Raw genomic sequence first — 16,167 nt, 5'->3', positions numbered from 1 at the left:
GGATCGGGGGCATGCTGTGGTCGGACCCGGAGAACAAGCCGCCGAAGTTCCTCCGCGAAATGCAGGCGCTGATCAGTCGTACGGGTGTGCTGCTCGCCGTGGCCGTGGTCCTGGCCGTACTCCTGACGGGCACGCGCTGAGAACCACCGGCGGGCACACGCCGAGAAGCACCGGCGAGGGACCGACCCGATTACGCTGCCCCCATGACTGCTGATCCGCGCCGTGTCGTGCTCGCCTCCGCCTCCCCCGCCCGGCTCGGTCTGCTCCGGCAGGCCGGACTCGCTCCCGAGGTGATCGTGAGCGGCGTCGACGAGGACAAGGTCCACGCCCCGACCCCGGCCGAACTCGCCCTCGCCCTCGCGGAGGCGAAGGCCGCCCATGTGGCCGCCAAGCCCGAGGTGTTCGGCGCGCTCGTCATCGGCTGCGACTCGGTCCTGGAGCTCGACAAGCAGGCCCTCGGCAAGCCGGCCGACGCCGAGGAGGCCACCGCCCGCTGGAAGTCGATGCGCGGCCGCGTCGGCATCCTGCAGACCGGCCACTGCGTGTACGACACGGCCGCCAAGCGCTACGAGTCGGCGACGGCCTCCACCGTGGTCCGCTTCGGCGAGCCGACGGACGAGGAGATCGCCGCGTACGTGGCGAGCGGCGAACCGCTCCACGTGGCGGGCGCGTTCACCCTGGACGGCCGCTCGGCGCCGTTCATCGACGGCATCGACGGCGACCCGGGCAACGTGATCGGCCTGTCCCTGCCGCTGCTGCGCCGGCTCCTGCGCAAGCTGGACGTCGAGATCACCGACCTCTGGGCCTAGGGCCTGTTTTCGGACAGGCTCAGGCGGCGGCCGGCGCCTCTCCGGGGGCGTCGGCGCCCTTCCCGCGCTCTTCGCCGTACGCCACCAGGGTGAGGACGACGAGTCCGAGCACGGTCACCAGGAAGGCGAAGGCGGGCCAGCCGAGGAGGCCGACGGCGACCGCGCCGAGGAGGCCGTGGACGATCGCGCAGCCGATGAGGAGGCCGCGGCCGAGGCGGCCCGGGCGGCGGTCGCGGATGCCCGCGACGAGGGCGACGAGGGCGCAGAGGACGAGGGCCACGCCGGAGCCGATGCCGAGCCCCCAGGTGCCGGCGACCATCGCGTCGGGGTCCATGCCGTCCAGGGACATCGACTGGGCCTCCACGAAGCCCGCCATGACGGCGTTGATCGCGACGATGCCCGGCGCTTCGAGGAAGAGCACGGCGGCCGTCACGAGGGCTATCGGTCTGCGGGCCACCTCGGCCACCCCCTGGATTCGCCTGTTACCGGCAGTACGGTCGACAGCACGCAGGCTACTGATCGGTAAACCCTCGGACAAGAGTTCGCGCACGGCGGGCGACGACGGAGGGCGGGGCGGCGGCGGGGCAAAGAATCGTTGAGCCATTCGTAGGGACTCCACAAAGAAACCCGAATGGCCCCTGGTCCCACGAACAGAGACCTGCGCCACACCTCGGAGCTACTGTGCCGTAAAGGAACCCTGCGTACCGTGGTGCGACAAGGGAATTCACGACCCGAGCGGGCCCGGGGTCACGCTCCGTGTGGGCAAGCTCACCACTGGGGACGGGTCGAAAGGCCGTGTCGGCAGTCCCTAAACTCAGCTTGTTTCAAGGAGGGAGCCATCGTGCGCAAGGTGCTCATCGCCAACCGTGGCGAAATCGCTGTCCGTGTGGCCCGGGCGTGCCGGGACGCGGGTATCGGCAGCGTGGCCGTGTACGCCGATCCGGATCGGGATGCCCTGCATGTCCGGGCGGCTGACGAGGCGTTCGCTCTGGGCGGTGACACCCCGGCGACCAGCTACCTGGACATGGCCAAGGTGCTGCAGGCCGCCAAGGACTCGGGCGCGGACGCCGTCCACCCCGGCTACGGCTTCCTTTCCGAGAACGCGGAGTTCGCGCAGGCGGTCCTGGACGCGGGTCTGACGTGGATCGGTCCGCCGCCGCAGGCGATCCGGGACCTCGGTGACAAGGTCGCCGCCCGTCACATCGCGCAGCGCGCCGGCGCCCCGCTCGTCGCGGGCACCCCGGACCCGGTGTCGGGTGCCGACGAGGTCGTGGCCTTCGCCGAGGAGCACGGCCTGCCGATCGCGATCAAGGCCGCCTTCGGTGGTGGCGGTCGCGGTCTGAAGGTCGCCCGCACCCTCGAAGAGGTCCCGGAGCTGTACGACTCCGCCGTCCGCGAGGCCGTCGCGGCCTTCGGCCGGGGCGAGTGCTTCGTCGAGCGCTACCTCGACAAGCCGCGCCACGTGGAGACCCAGTGCCTCGCCGACCAGCACGGCAACGTGGTCGTCGTCTCGACCCGTGACTGCTCGCTGCAGCGCCGCCACCAGAAGCTGGTCGAGGAGGCCCCGGCGCCGTTCCTGACCGAGGCGCAGAACGCGGAGCTGTACGCGGCGTCGAAGGCGATCCTGAAGGAGGCCGGCTACGTCGGCGCCGGCACGGTCGAGTTCCTCGTCGGCACGGACGGCACGATCTCCTTCCTGGAGGTCAACACGCGTCTGCAGGTCGAGCACCCGGTGACCGAGGAGGTCACGGGCATCGACCTGGTCCGCGAGATGTTCCGGATCGCCGACGGCGAGGAGCTCGGCTACGGAGACCCGGAGATCCGCGGTCACTCCTTCGAGTTCCGCATCAACGGCGAGGACCCGGGCCGCAACTTCCTCCCGGCCCCCGGCACGGTCACCGTCTTCACCCCGCCGACCGGCCCCGGTGTCCGCCTGGACGCGGGCGTCGAGTCCGGTTCGGTGATCGGCCCGGCCTGGGACTCGCTCCTGGCCAAGCTGATCGTCACCGGCGCCACCCGCGAGCAGGCCCTGCAGCGTGCCGCGCGTGCGCTGGCGGAGTTCAAGGTCGAGGGCATGGCCACCGCCATCCCGTTCCACCAGGCCGTCGTGGTCGACCCCGACTTCACCGCCGACCCCTTCCGGGTCCACACGCGCTGGATCGAGACGGAGTTCGTCAACGAGATCAAGCCGTTCGCCCCGGCCGGCGCCGAGGCGGACGAGGACGAGACGGGCCGCGAGACGATCGTCGTCGAGGTCGGCGGCAAGCGCCTCGAGGTCTCCCTGCCGTCCTCGCTCGGCATGACGCTGGCCCGCACGGGCCTCGCGGCCGGTGCGAAGCCGAAGCGTCGCGCGGCGAAGAAGTCCGGCCCGACCGCCTCGGGCGACACCCTCGCCTCGCCGATGCAGGGCACGATCGTGAAGGTCGCGGTCGAGGAGGGCCAGGAGGTCAAGGAGGGCGATCTGATCGTCGTCCTGGAGGCCATGAAGATGGAGCAGCCCCTCAACGCCCACCGCTCCGGCACCGTCAAGGGCCTGAGCGCCGAGGTCGGCGCCTCCGTCACCTCGGGCGCCACCATCTGCGACATCAAGGACTGACCGACGCACGCAGTACCGTACGAAGGGCCCGCAGGCAGCCGCCTGCGGGCCCTTCGTCGAGGGGAGGGCCTTCACTCATGCGCGCCGACGCACGCCGCAACCACGAGCGACTGCTCGTCGAGGCCCGCGCCGCCTTCGCGGAACAGGGCGCGGACGCGTCCCTGGAGGAGGTCGCGCGCCGCGCGGGCGTCGGGATCGGCACCCTCTACCGCCATTTCCCCACCCGGGCCGACCTGTTGAACGCGGTCTTCCAGGAGGCCCTCGCCGAACTGCTCGACCACTCGCGGGAGCTGGCGGAGGCCGACGCGCCGTGCCGGGCGCTGGTGGAGTGGCTGCGGGCGCTGATCGCCCACGCGGTCGCGTACCGGGGGCTCGCGCACGCGCTGATGTCCGCCTCGTACGACCGGAGTTCGGCCCTGGCGCGGTGCAGCGATCCGCTGCGCGCGGCGGGCGAGCGGCTGCTCGAACGGGCCCGGGAGGCGGGGCAGGTGCGGGCCGACGTGTCGATCGGCGACCTGATGCAGCTCACCAACGCGATCGCGCTGGCGGCGGAGCAGTGCCCGGAGGACACGGAGCTGGCGGACCGCCTGCTCGCGCTGACGCTACGGGGACTGAAGGACTGACTCGCGCACGGAACGGCGTGGGACCCCTGGGGGAGGGTCCCTCGGGTACTGCGTCCGGCGTACCGACGCCTGACGCACCGACGTCTTACGTACCGACGCCTGACGCACCGACGTCTTACGTACCGACGTACTGACGTACCGACGTCAGCGGCGGCGCATGTCCGCGACCCGGGCCGTGCGTTCCAGCGTCTCGGCGGCCATTCCGCCGCCCGGTCCCCGGAACTGACCGGCCGCCATCCGCCCGCGCTGGACGGGGAGCGGCATGTCACGGCGGGGCCGGGCGCCCGGAGGGACCTGGTCGCCGCCGGAGGGACCGGCGGCCGTGCCCGTACCGGCGACGGCGATCTGCACGCCCTGGTCGGCGAGGGCCTGGAGCTCGGTGGCGGCCCGCTCGTCGTGCGCCGGGGGCTCGTCGGTCACCAGGCGGGTGATGACGTCCGTCGGCACCGTCTGGAACATGGTGTCGGAGCCGAGCTTGGTGTGGTCGGCGAGGACCACGACCTCGGCCGCCGCCTGCACGAGCGCCCGGTCCACGCTCGCGGAGAGCATGTTGGACGTGGACAGGCCGCGCTCGGCGGTCAGTCCGCTTCCGGAGAGGAACGCCCGGGAGACCCGGAGCCCCTGGAGCGACTGCTCGGCCCCGCTGCCCACCAGCGCGTAGTTGGAGCCGCGCAGGGTGCCGCCGGTCATGACGACCTCGACCCGGTTGGCGTGGGCGAGGGCCTGGGCGACGAGCAGGGAGTTGGTGACGACGGTCAGTCCGGGCACGCGGGCGAGCCGGCGGGCCAGCTCCTGCGTGGTCGTCCCGGCGCCGACGACGATGGCCTCGCCCTCTTCGACGAGGCTCGCGGCGACGTCGGCGATGGCCGTCTTCTCCGCTGTGGCGAGATGGGATTTCTGCGGGAAGCCGGATTCTCGCGTGAATCCGCCCGGCAACACCGCACCGCCGTGGCGGCGGTCGAGGAGTCCTTCTGCCTCAAGGGCCCGTACGTCTCTCCGTACGGTCACTTCAGAGGTCTGGACGACGCGGGCGAGCTCGCGGAGCGACACGGCCCCATTGGCTCGCACCATTTCGAGGATCAACTGGCGACGTTCTGCAGCGAACACGAAACTGACAGTAACGTGACCGGCCGATAGTTTTCAGCACTATGCGCCGAATTGCAGAAGATGCGCACGGACGGGGCCTCCAAGTGGTATGGGAGACCCCGTCGTTGATCGTTCTATGTCCCCCCTTGCCGGGGGTTGTCCGAGTCGGCGAACCGTTCCCGCAGGCGGGAGCCGGGCCGGAGCGGGGCGTTACGCCTCGCCCGTCGCCTTTCGGGTGTGCAACTGCCGTGCCACTTCCGCGATCGAGCCCGACAGGGAGGGGTACACGGTGAAAGCATTTGCGATCTGTTCGACCGTCAGATTGTTGTCGACCGCGATCGAGATCGGATGGATCAGTTCGCTCGCCTTCGGCGCGACGACGCAGCCGCCGACCACGATGCCGGTGCCCGGACGGCAGAAGATCTTCACGAAGCCGTCCCGGATGCCCTGCATCTTCGCGCGGGGGTTGCGGAGCAGCGGCAGCTTGACGACCTTGGCGTCGATCTTGCCCGCGTCCACGTCGGCCTGGGTGTAGCCGACGGTGGCGATCTCGGGGTCGGTGAAGACGTTCGAGGAGACCGTCTTCAGGTTGAGCGGGGCCACCGCGTCGCCGAGGAAGTGGTACATGGCGATACGGCCCTGCATGGCGGCGACCGAGGCGAGCGCGAAGACGCCCGTGACGTCACCGGCCGCGTAGACGCCCGGGGCGGTCGTACGGGAGACCTTGTCGGTCCAGATGTGACCGGAGTCCTTCAGCCGGACGCCCGCCTCCTCCAGGCCCATTCCGGCCGAGTTCGGGATCGCGCCGACCGCCATCAGGCAGTGGGTGCCGGAGATGACCCGGCCGTCGGAGAGGGTGACCTCGACCCGGTCGCCGACCCGCTTGGCGGACTCGGCGCGGGAACGGGCCATGACGTTCATGCCGCGGCGCCGGAAGACGTCCTCCAGGACGGCGGCCGCGTCCGGGTCCTCGCCCGGGAGCACGCGGTCACGGCTGGAAACGAGCGTGACGCGGGAGCCGAGCGCCTGGTAGGCACCGGCGAACTCGGCGCCGGTGACACCGGAACCGACCACGATGAGCTCCTCGGGGAGCTCCTTCAGGTCGTAGACCTGGGTCCAGTTCAGGATGCGCTCGCCGTCCGGCTTGGCGTCGGGCACCTCGCGCGGGTGGCCGCCCGTCGCGATCAGCACCGCGTCGGCGGTCAGCGTCTCCTCGGTGCCGTCGGCGGCGGTGACGACCACCTGGCGGGAGCCGTCCATCGCCTGCCGCCCGTCGAGCCGGCCGCGGCCGCGCAGGACACGGGCGCCGGCCCGGGTCACGGAGGCGGTGATGTCGTGGGACTGGGCGAGCGCGAGGCGCTTCACCCGTCGGTTCACCTTGCCGAGGTCCACGCCGACGACACGGGCGGCCTGCTCGATGTGCGGGGTGTCGTCCGCGACGATGATGCCCAGCTCCTCGTAGGAGGAGTCGAAGGTGGTCATCACCTCGGCGGTGGCGATCAGGGTCTTCGAGGGGACGCAGTCGGTCAGGACGGACGCGCCGCCGAGGCCGTCGCTGTCCACGACGGTCACCTCCGCGCCGAGTTGGGCGCCCACCAGGGCCGCCTCGTATCCGCCGGGTCCGCCGCCGATGATCACGATCCGGGTCACTGGGATCTACGCCTCGCGCTCTCGTTCTGCCGGGGGTGTGCGGCCCCCGCTGGGCTGCAGTGCGTACGCCATTGTCCCGCACGCTTCAAGTGCGTACCCCATTCTCCCGCACGCCGGGCGTGGCCTCGCGCCGGGGCCTCCGAAGGGGCGCGGGCGGCCGCGGGAGGGGCGGCCGCGGAGCGCCGACCCCTCCCCGGTGCCCCCCGTACGGCCTTCACCTCGGGGTTCTCCGGACACCCCGCCCCCTCCCGTACTCTCGGTCCCATGTCGCTCTACGCCGCTTTCGCCGGCAACCTCGACGCGCGGCTGATGAGCCGCCGCGCACCGCACTCCCCGCTGCGCGGCACCGGCTGGCTGAACGGCTGGCGGCTGACCTTCGGCGGAGAGCAGATGGGCTGGGAGGGAGCGCTGGCCACCATCGTGGAGGCCCCCCGCTCCCAGGTCTTCGTGGCGCTGTACGACATCGCGCCGATGGACGAGGACTCCATGGACCGCTGGGAGGGCGTGGGCCTCGACATCTATCGGCGGATGCGGGTGCGGGTGCACACCCTGGACGGCGAGGAGCCGGCCTGGGTGTACGTCCTCAACGCGTACGAGGGCGGGCTGCCGTCCGCGCGGTACCTGGGCGAGGTCGCCGACGCGGCCGAGTCGGCGGGCGCGCCGCACGACTACGTGATGGAGTTGCGCAAGCGGCCCTGCTGATCCGGCCGGGCCGATCCGACCGGTGGCCAAAATCGCCCGTTCGTCGGAAACGACAAGACAACGATCGCATGTCCGTCCGCATCGTCATCTACGCGCGTAGGAATTCTCCGGCTACGCTGCTTCGCGTACCAAATCCGTCCGGGGTTCCCCTCGGACCCCCCTCCCCGAGGCGAGAGAGTCAGTGAACGCAACTGCCACCCCGTACGAGGCCGCCGAGGCCGCTGCCGCACGTCTTCGCGAGCTGACCGGTGTCGAGAACCACGACGTCGTCCTGGTCATGGGCTCCGGCTGGGCCCCCGCCGTCGACGCCCTCGGCGCCCCCGAGGCCGAGTTCCCGGTGACCGAGCTCCCCGGCTTCCCGCCGCCGGCCGTCGAGGGCCACGGCGGCAAGGTCCGCTCGTACAAGATCGGCGAGAAGCGCGCGCTCGTCTTCCTCGGCCGCACCCACTTCTACGAGGGCCGGGGCGTCGCCTCCGTCGCCCACGGCGTCCGCACCGCCGTCGCCGCCGGCTGCAAGACCGTCATCCTCACCAACGGCTGCGGCGGCCTCCGCGAGGGCATGCGCCCCGGCCAGCCGGTCCTCATCAGCGACCACATCAACCTGACGGCCGCCTCCCCGATCGTCGGCGCGAACTTCGTGGACCTCACCGACCTGTACTCGCCGCGCCTGCGCGCGCTGTGCAAGGAGGTCGACGAGACGCTGGAGGAGGGCGTGTACGTCCAGTTCCCCGGCCCGCACTACGAGACCCCGGCCGAGATCAACATGGTCCGCGTCCTCGGCGGCGACCTCGTCGGCATGTCCACCGTCCTGGAGGCCATCGCGGCCCGCGAGGCCGGCGCCGAGGTCCTCGGCATCTCGCTCGTCACCAACCTGGCGGCGGGGCTCTCGGGCGAGCCGCTGAACCACGAGGAGGTGCTCCAGGCGGGGCGCGACTCGGCGGCGCGGATGGGTGAGCTGCTGACGCGGGTCCTCGACCGGATCTGACGGTCGCGGTGGGTGCGGGGCCGCTGCGCGGGGCCTCTTCCCCACCCCGCCCCTTCCCGAACCGGGGGCAAGCCCCCGGGCCCCCGTACGCCCTTCGGGCGTGTCCTCAAACGCCGGACGGGCTGAAGTTTCCGCCCGGGGGTCCCCCCACGCCGCCAGGCGTAGGGGGAGTTTGAGGCGCGGGGTCCGGGGCGGAGCCCCGGTTTCGGGAAGGGGCGGGGTGGGGGAAGGCTCCGCGCAGCGGCCCACGTACCCGCACCCGCACCCTCCCACCGCACCCCCGCCCCGCACCCCCGAAAGGCACACCGTGACGCAGGACGATCTCCTCACCCGGGCCCAGGCCTGGCTCGCCGAGGACCCCGACAGCGAGACCCGCGAGGAGCTCGCGCGGCTCATCGAGGCCGGCGCCACCGACGAGCTCGCCGCCCGTTTCAGCGGCACGCTGCAGTTCGGCACGGCCGGGCTCCGTGGTGAGCTCGGCGCCGGGCCCATGCGGATGAACCGCTCGGTCGTCATCCGCGCGGCCGCAGGACTCGCCGCGTACCTCAAGGCCAAGGGCCGGACCGGCGGCCTCGTCGTCGTCGGCTACGACGCCCGCTACAAGTCCGTCGACTTCGCCCGCGACACCGCCGCCGTGATGACCGCCGCCGGGCTGCGCGCCGCGCTGCTCCCGCGCCCGCTGCCGACGCCCGTCCTCGCGTACGCCATAAGGCATCTGGGCGCCGTCGCCGGTGTCGAGGTGACCGCGAGCCACAACCCGCCGCGCGACAACGGCTACAAGGTCTACCTGGGCGACGGCTCGCAGATCGTGCCGCCGGCCGACGCGGAGATCGCCGCCGAGATCGACGCGATCCGCTCGCTGAACGACGTGCCCCGCGCCTCCGAGGGCTGGGAGGTGCTCGGGGACGAGGTCCTGGAGGCCTACCTGGAGCGTACGGACGCCGTCCTGACCCCCGGCTCCCCCCGGACCGCGCGGACCGTCTACACGGCCATGCACGGCGTCGGCAAGGAGGTCCTGACGGCCGCGTTCGGCCGGGCCGGCTTCCCGCCGCCCGCGCTCGTCGCCGAGCAGGCCGAGCCGGACCCGGCGTTCCCGACGGTCGCCTTCCCTAACCCGGAGGAGCCGGGCGCCATGGACCTGGCCTTCGAGGCCGCCCGGGCCGTGGACCCCGACCTCGTCATCGCGAACGACCCGGACGCCGACCGCTGCGCCGTGGCCGTCCCGGACGCGGACGCCGAGGGCGGCTGGCGGATGCTCCGCGGCGACGAGGTCGGCGCGCTGCTCGCCGCGCACCTCGTGCACAAGGGCGCCACCGGCGTGTTCGCCGAGTCGATCGTGTCCTCGTCCCTCCTCGGCCGGATCGCCGAGGCCGCGGGCGTCGGCTACGAGGAGACGCTGACCGGCTTCAAGTGGATCGCCCGCGTCGACGGACTCCGGTACGGCTACGAGGAGGCGCTCGGCTACTGCGTCGACCCGGAGGGCGTCCGCGACAAGGACGGCATCACGGCGGCGCTGCTCGTCACCGAGCTGGCCTCGGTGCTCAAGGAGCAGGGCCGCACGCTCACCGACCTGCTCGACGACCTGGCGGTGGCGCACGGTCTGCACGCGACGGACCAGCTGTCGGTGCGGGTCGAGGACCTGTCGATCATCGCGAACGCGATGGCCACGCTCCGCGAGCGGCCCCCGGTCCGGCTCGCCGGTCTGACGGTCGTCTCGGCCGAGGACCTGACGAAGGGCACGGAGTCCCTGCCGCCGACGGACGGGCTCCGCTACCACCTGGAGGGCGACTACAAGGCCCGGGTGATCGTCCGCCCCTCCGGCACCGAGCCCAAGCTCAAGTGCTACCTGGAGGTCGTCGTCCCGGTCGGCGACGGCAGCGAGCTGGCGACGGCCCGCGCGACGGGCGCCGAGGTCCTCGCCGCGATCAAGCGGGACCTGTCCGAGGCCGCCGGACTGTAGGACGTCGGCCTGTAGGACGTCGGGATGTGACACACCGACGAGGGCCCGTACGGGAGTGATTCCGTACGGGCCCTCGCCCGTACGGGTGAACCCCGTACGGCACGTGACGTAACGCGTGGACCGCGCGCCGGGGGCGCGCGCCAGGGTGACCCGGTGTCCGTCACCCCCGTGCCGTACGTCCCCACCCCCCGTACCGCCGCCCCCGCCGCCCCCGGGCGCGGCGCGCTGCGGCACGCGGCCCCGGCGCTGCTCGGTTTCCTGGCGGTACGGCTCCTGGGGCTCGCGGTGCTCGCCCGCTGGGCGCATCTGCGGGGCCACGGCCTGTGGCCGCTGCTCGCCCGTACGTGGGACTCGCTCTGGTACCTGGACATCGCCGGGCACGGATACACGGACCAGCCGGGCTACCCCCGGAACCTCGCCTTCTTCCCGCTCTTCCCGGGGCTCGTCCGGGGGCTTTCCGCGGTCCTCCCCGGTTCCCGCGCCTCGGTCGCGCTCGGGCTCGCGGTGGTGTGCTCGCTGGTCGCCGCCTGGGGGGTGTTCGCGGTCGGCGACCGGCTGCACGGGCGCCGGACGGGCACGGTCCTCGCGGTCCTGTGGGGTGCTTCGCCGGTGGCCGCCGTGGAGTGGATGGGGTACACGGAGTCGCTGTTCACGGCGCTGGCCGCCTGGGCCCTGTACGCGGTGCTCGGCGGGCGCCGGGCGTGGGCGGCCGGGCTCGCGGTGGCCGCCGGTCTCACCCGGCCGACCGGGCTCGCGGTCGCGGCGGCGGTCTGTACGGCGGGGCTCCTGGCCGCCCGGCGCGAGCGGCGGGCCCTGGCCGCCGCCCTGGCGGCACCCCTCGGGTGGCTCGGGTACGTGGGGTGGGTGGCGCTGGTGCGGGGGCGCTGGGACGGGTACTTCGAGGTGCAGCGGCGCTGGGGGAACGCGTGGGACGGGGGCGCGGTGACCCTGCGGGAGCTGCGGCGCTACCTCGTCCACAGCCCGTCCCCGTCGTTCTTCCTGTCCGTCGTCTCGGCGGTGCTGCTGCTGTCCGCCGCCCTGTACGCGTGCTGTCTCGCGGACCGGCAGCCGCTGCCGCTGCTCGTGTTCACGGGGGTGCTGCTGCTCGTGGTCCTCGGCAGCGACGGCGTCTGGTTCCCGCGCGCCCGCTTCCTGCTGCCGGGCTTCCCGCTGCTGCTGCCGCTCGCCGTGGGGATCGCCCGCGCCCGCCGGCACGTCGCCGCCCTCGTCCTCACGGGGGCGGCGCTGTCCTCGGCGTGGCTGGGCGGCCACATGCTCCTGGTGTGGGGCGGGGCCCCGTGAGCGGGCTCAGCCCGTCGCGAGCAGGATCACGACGAGCAGCAGCCCGGCCAGCGCGGGGCCGACGATCTCGTACGCCCAGCGCACCTGCGGCTCGCCCTGCGCGCCCGGGGTCCCGGCGCGCAGCTCGGCGCGCTCGCGCAGCTCGGCGACGGTCTTGTCGCTGGGCGCGATCCGGGAGGCGCTGTCCCGTACGTCGGCGGTGACGGAGGTGCGGCCGTGCGGATCGTCCTGGGAGGCGCGGGCGGCCTGGCGGGCGGCCTTCTTCCGCTGGCGCAGCGAGACGGGGATCGCCCACAGCTGGTACTTGGCGCCCTCCTGCGTGAAGACCTCGCTGGAGTAGCCGGCGCGGACGTCGGCGACCGTGGCCCAGGGCAGCGTGATCGACCGGAACGGGTTGCGGATCCGGAGCCGGTCGTCGTTGGCGTACACGGCGGGCCGGATCGTGAAGGCGATGATCAGCGGGACGGCGAGGACGAGGCCCGCGAGCGCGAGCCAGGGCGTGCGGCCCTCGCCGCGGACCATCGCGTCGCCGGCGAAGAAGGCCGCGAGGATCACCAGGAAGACCCCGCTCGCGACCCCGAGGGGCGACCGGTAGACCTTGTCGGCGGGAGCCGGTGCGGCGGACGGCTGCTCGGGGGCGGGGGTCGACTCGCGGCTCGGCTCGTGGCTGGGCTCGGGGGTCGGCTCGGGGGTCGTCATGCCGCCGATTGTGCCTCAGCGGGCGGGTGGGGGCTCAGGCGGCCTGCGCGGCCACGAGATCCGCGTACACGATGATGTTGTCGGGCCTGTGGCCGTCGACCAGCTCCCCGCCGCAGGTGACGAGGCGCAGCTCGGGGCGGGTGGTGTTCCCGTACACCTTGGCCGTCGGGAAGGCGTCCTTGTCGACCTGCTCCAGCTCCCGGACCCGGAAGACGGCGGTCGTGCCGTCGGCGCGGGTCACGGTGATCTCGTCGCCGATCCGGACCTTGGAGACGTTCTTGAGGACGGCGGGGCCGCGGACGGTGTCGAAGTGGCCGATGAGGACGGCGGGGCCGGTCTCGCCGGGCGTGACGCCCTTGTCGTACCAGCCGATGCGGTCGGCCTGGGCGACGGAGGGCACCTCGACGGTGCCGTCGGCGTTCAGGCCCAGGTCGAGGATCGGGCGGGCGTCGACCCCGGCGGCGGGCAGCCGCACCCGCACGGGCAGGGACCGGGCGAGCGGCGCCACCGTCTCCGACGCGGGCGTGGGGGCGGTGGCGGTGGCGGTGGCAGTCGCCTGCGAGATCCGGGCGGGCGGGGTGGCGTCCCCTCCTGCGGCGCAGCCCGTGAGCGCGGCGAGTGCGGCCACGAGGAGGACGGAAGCGGTACGGGTACGAGTACGAGCGGGGCGACGGCTCACGGGAGGACTCCGGACGGGACGGGACGGGGTGACGCCCGGTCCCGCGCGGCATGCGGGCCCGGGACGGGACGGGGTGCGCGGGCTCCGGGCGGACGGGTCCGGGCCGGCCGCCGCGCGGGACGCGGCGACCGGCCCGGGATGGGGCGTGCTCCCGCTCGGGTCAAGGGACGGGGAGGCCCGGAGCGCCCGGCGCGCTTGCCGGAGCGCCCGGCACGGGCCCTCCGGCAAGGGCGCCGGGCGGGTCAGGCGCGGTCGGCCGGGACCGTACGACTCGGACGCGGGCGGCCGGGACCGTACGACTCGGACACGGGCGGCCGGGACCGTAGGGGTCAGGCGCGGGCGGCCGAGACCGTACAGGTCAGACGCGGTCGGCCGAGACCGTACAGGTCAGACGCGGTCGGCCGAGACCGTACGGGTCAGACGCGGGCGGCCGAGACCGTACGGGTCAGGCGCGGGCGGCGGCGGCCCGGCGGCGCAGGACGACGAAGCCGAGGCCCGCGGCGGCGAGCGAGGCGGCGCCGACACCGGACGCGATCAGGGCGGTGGAGTCGCCCTCGGCGGCGAACTCGGCACCGGCGGCGACGCCGCCCCGCGGGATGACGGAGGTCTGCCCGGTGTTGGTGGTGATGCCGGTGTTGCCCGCGGAGGCCGAGGCCGCGACGGCGGCGCCCTTCTCGCAGCCCTTGGGGAGCTTGGGGAAGGCGGTCCACCGGTACGGCGTGTCGCCGCCCTGGGTGCGCTGGCCGAGCTGCGGGGTGGTGGTGTTCGCCCCCTTGATCGTGAGGCCCTGGCCCCGGTCGGCCGAGTGGGCGCGGTCGAGGGTGACGATCGGCTTGCCGGCCTCGTCCTTGAGGACGGCCTTCGGGCCCTTCTCCAGGTCGTTGGTGAGCGTCACGGTCAGCAGCGCGAAGACCGAGGGGATGTCCTGCCGGACGGTGCACTTGCCGAGGGTGACGACGGGACCGGCGGTGGGGCCGGACGTGGGCTGACCGCCGCCGCCCATGCCGTACGGCTTCGGGGCGGCCTGCTTCGCCGAGCCGGGGACGTACGCGGAGAACTGGCCGTCCTGCTCCAGGACGACGACGGCCTTGCCGAAGAAGTACACCTTGCGGGCGCCGTGGACGTAGATGTAGCCGCTGCCCTTGTCGGTGGCGGGGTCGATCTTCTGGAGACCGAAGGCGCCGTCCTTCTTGCCGAGTTCGACGACGGTGCCGTCGACGAGCCGGTAGATGCCGGGGGTGCCGGGGGCGATGTTGCCGACCCAGTTGTAGGTGGTGCCGTCCGGGTTGAGGACGAAGAACTCGCCGTTGTCCTGGCCTGCGACGGAGCGGGTGATCGCCTCCAGGACGCCGACCGGGTGGCCGTCCCTGAAGAGCTCGGCGCGGTAGTTCTGCTCCTTGACCTTGTAGATCTTGGCGATGGTGCCGCCGATGAGGGTCTGGGTGCGGACCAGGGTGCCGCCCGTGTGCTGGACCGCGGCGGCGGTCACGTTGCCCTCGGAGTCCAGGGTCACCGCGTATCCGCCGAAGACCTTGGTCTCCTTCGGCGGGTAGCCGGCGCCGGCCTTCAGCTCGCCGAGCACCGTGCCGCCCTTGAGGACGGTGGCGGTGTAGTACGGGTGCTGGTCGCCCTTCGCGTACACCTTGGCCGACAGCCCGCCGGCCAGCTGGACGGTACGGACGAGAGTGCCCTCCGAGGCCCCGGCCCCGACCCCGACCTCGGCCGCCGCAGCGGTGGCGGTCGCGGTGGCCGTCGGCGCCGGGGTCGTACCGGCGGCGAAGGCACTGCCGGCCGCGAGGACCGGGGTGGCGACGACGCCGGCGACGAGCGCGGTGGCGAGGGCGGTGCGAAGGGCGGTGCGCATAACGACTCCCGAAGAGATTCGGTGGCGGATGAGGAAGAGCCGCATGCCGCTGACATCTCCTCGGGGAGGGCCGGTGAGTTCTCGCTGGCTGCTGATGAAAATCTAAAGATCTTGTATGCGGGAGCCGTCCGCTCCACGTCACGGCCATGTGACAGGAGTCACCACGCCGTCGGCCCCCCTGTGACCTCGGGCTCCATGAAGGGGCTCCCCTGTACAGGTCGCTACGCGCGTAGATATGCTCGACTGGTGACCATGCCCACCACTGCAACCGCAGCTTCCGCTTTCGCCGACGTGACCACGTCCGACAGTGCGCTGCGCCGCTTCCTCCACGGGCTGCCCGGCGTCGACGCCGTCGGCCTGGAGGCGCGCGCCGCGTCCCTCGGCACCCGCTCGATCAAGACCACGGCCAAGGCGTACGCCATCGACCTGGCCATTTCCATGATCGACCTGACGACTCTCGAAGGCGCGGACACCCCGGGCAAGGTCCGGGCGCTCGCCGCCAAGGCCGTCAACCCCGATCCGACCGACCGCACGACCCCGAAGACGGCCGCCGTCTGCGTCTACCCCGACATGGTGGCCACCGCCAAGGCCGCCGTCGCGGGCTCGGGCGTCAAGGTCGCCTCGGTCGCCACCGCCTTCCCGGCCGGGCGCGCCGCGCTCCCCGTGAAGCTGGCCGACACCGCCGACGCGATCGCCGCCGGCGCCGACGAGATCGACATGGTCATCGACCGTGGCGCCTTCCTCGCCGGCCGGTACATGGAGGTGTACGAGCAGATCGCCGCGATCAAGGCGGAGTGCGGCGACCGCGCCCGCCTCAAGGTGATCTTCGAGACCGGCGAGCTCTCCACGTACGACAACATCCGCCGCGCCTCCTGGCTCGGCATGATGGCCGGCGCGGACTTCATCAAGACCTCGACCGGCAAGGTCGCGGTCAACGCCACCCCGGCGAACACCCTCCTCATGCTGGAGGCCGTGCGCGACTTCCGCGCGCAGACCGGCGTGCAGATCGGCGTGAAGCCGGCCGGCGGCATCCGCAACACCAAGGAAGCGATCAAGTTCCTGGTTCTCGTCAACGAGACCGTGGGTGAGGACTGGCTGGACAACCACTGGTTCCGCTTCGGCGCTTCCAGCCTGCTCAACGACCTGCTGATGCAGCGCCAGAAGCTGGCGACCGGCCGCTACTCCGGCCCCGATTACGTGACGGTGGACTGA

15 protein-coding genes are annotated in these 16,167 nt (G+C 72.8%); 9 read left to right on the top strand and 6 right to left on the bottom strand.

Translation table 11 applies throughout. The features are described from left to right. Window positions 1-11 precede the first annotated feature (11 nt). The gene (mmpB, locus tag SVTN_RS46210; protein ID WP_099055223.1) at window positions 12-140 is read left to right on the top strand and encodes a morphogenic membrane protein MmpB; all 129 of its coding nucleotides are present in this window, start codon (window positions 12-14) and stop codon (window positions 138-140) included. 63 nt (window positions 141-203) lie between these two features. After that, window positions 204-809 carry a nucleoside triphosphate pyrophosphatase gene (locus tag SVTN_RS23865; protein WP_078908466.1) on the top strand — a complete coding sequence of 202 codons (606 nt, stop codon included), beginning with the start codon at window positions 204-206 and terminating at the stop codon, window positions 807-809. 19 nt (window positions 810-828) lie between these two features. On the opposite strand, the gene SVTN_RS23860 is transcribed toward SVTN_RS23865, so the two are convergent. Next, a complete protein-coding gene (locus SVTN_RS23860) occupies window positions 829-1,275 on the bottom strand; it encodes a hypothetical protein (RefSeq protein WP_078908465.1) in 447 nt (148 codons plus the stop codon). A 375-nt stretch (window positions 1,276-1,650) separates the two neighbouring features. On the opposite strand from SVTN_RS23860, the gene SVTN_RS23855 reads away from it, so the two are divergent. Together SVTN_RS23855 and SVTN_RS23850 are read left to right on the top strand one after the other, a co-directional pair. Continuing rightward, on the top strand, window positions 1,651-3,405 hold the full coding sequence (locus SVTN_RS23855; RefSeq protein ID WP_041130931.1) for an acetyl/propionyl/methylcrotonyl-CoA carboxylase subunit alpha: 1,755 nt from the start codon (window positions 1,651-1,653) through the stop codon (window positions 3,403-3,405). 77 nt (window positions 3,406-3,482) lie between these two features. Then, window positions 3,483-4,028, top strand: coding sequence for a TetR/AcrR family transcriptional regulator (locus SVTN_RS23850; protein ID WP_041130930.1), 546 nt, complete (start codon window positions 3,483-3,485; stop codon window positions 4,026-4,028). 144 nt (window positions 4,029-4,172) lie between these two features. On the opposite strand, the gene SVTN_RS23845 is transcribed toward SVTN_RS23850, so the two are convergent. Then, window positions 4,173-5,099, bottom strand: a complete 927-nt coding sequence (locus SVTN_RS23845) for a DeoR/GlpR family DNA-binding transcription regulator (protein ID WP_041130929.1) — start codon at window positions 5,097-5,099, stop codon at window positions 4,173-4,175. A 225-nt stretch (window positions 5,100-5,324) separates the two neighbouring features. Continuing rightward, on the bottom strand, window positions 5,325-6,764 hold the full coding sequence (locus SVTN_RS23840) for an NAD(P)H-quinone dehydrogenase (protein ID WP_041130928.1): 1,440 nt from the start codon (window positions 6,762-6,764) through the stop codon (window positions 5,325-5,327). Between the two features lie 264 nt (window positions 6,765-7,028). Here SVTN_RS23840 and SVTN_RS23835 point away from each other — a divergent pair, with 264 nt between their 5' ends. The 4 genes from SVTN_RS23835 to SVTN_RS23820 all read left to right on the top strand — a co-directional run bounded on the left by SVTN_RS23835 (window position 7,029) and on the right by SVTN_RS23820 (window position 11,713). Next, a complete protein-coding gene (locus SVTN_RS23835) occupies window positions 7,029-7,466 on the top strand; it encodes a gamma-glutamylcyclotransferase family protein (RefSeq protein ID WP_017239758.1) in 438 nt (145 codons plus the stop codon). A gap of 181 nt (window positions 7,467-7,647) precedes the next feature. Then, window positions 7,648-8,451, top strand: coding sequence for a purine-nucleoside phosphorylase (locus tag SVTN_RS23830; RefSeq protein ID WP_041130927.1), 804 nt, complete (start codon window positions 7,648-7,650; stop codon window positions 8,449-8,451). Between the two features lie 307 nt (window positions 8,452-8,758). Further along, the gene (locus SVTN_RS23825; RefSeq protein WP_041130926.1) at window positions 8,759-10,411 is read left to right on the top strand and encodes a phospho-sugar mutase; all 1,653 of its coding nucleotides are present in this window, start codon (window positions 8,759-8,761) and stop codon (window positions 10,409-10,411) included. A 153-nt stretch (window positions 10,412-10,564) separates the two neighbouring features. After that, window positions 10,565-11,713 carry a glycosyltransferase 87 family protein gene (locus tag SVTN_RS23820; RefSeq protein ID WP_107072766.1) on the top strand — a complete coding sequence of 383 codons (1,149 nt, stop codon included), beginning with the start codon at window positions 10,565-10,567 and terminating at the stop codon, window positions 11,711-11,713. 6 nt (window positions 11,714-11,719) lie between these two features. Here SVTN_RS23820 and SVTN_RS23815 read toward each other — a convergent pair whose 3' ends face one another. From SVTN_RS23815 to SVTN_RS41115, 3 genes are all read right to left on the bottom strand, one after another. Beyond that, window positions 11,720-12,412 carry a PH domain-containing protein gene (locus tag SVTN_RS23815; protein ID WP_041130925.1) on the bottom strand — a complete coding sequence of 231 codons (693 nt, stop codon included), beginning with the start codon at window positions 12,410-12,412 and terminating at the stop codon, window positions 11,720-11,722. 34 nt (window positions 12,413-12,446) lie between these two features. Beyond that, window positions 12,447-13,091: a class F sortase gene (locus tag SVTN_RS23810; RefSeq protein WP_041130924.1), complete on the bottom strand. Its 645-nt coding sequence runs from the start codon at window positions 13,089-13,091 to the stop codon at window positions 12,447-12,449. Between the two features lie 445 nt (window positions 13,092-13,536). Continuing rightward, complete coding sequence (locus SVTN_RS41115; protein ID WP_052499274.1) at window positions 13,537-14,955, bottom strand: hypothetical protein; 1,419 nt, start codon at window positions 14,953-14,955, stop codon at window positions 13,537-13,539. 252 nt (window positions 14,956-15,207) lie between these two features. Between SVTN_RS41115 and deoC the strand changes: the two genes are divergently transcribed. Continuing rightward, window positions 15,208-16,167, top strand: coding sequence for a deoxyribose-phosphate aldolase (gene deoC / locus SVTN_RS23800; protein WP_041130923.1), 960 nt, complete (start codon window positions 15,208-15,210; stop codon window positions 16,165-16,167).

Source organism: Streptomyces vietnamensis (assembly GCF_000830005.1).
GTDB classification, from domain to species: domain Bacteria; phylum Actinomycetota; class Actinomycetes; order Streptomycetales; family Streptomycetaceae; genus Streptomyces; species Streptomyces vietnamensis.
The sequence above is the reverse complement of the archived record's forward strand: the minus strand, read 5'-3'. Positions and strand labels throughout refer to the sequence as shown.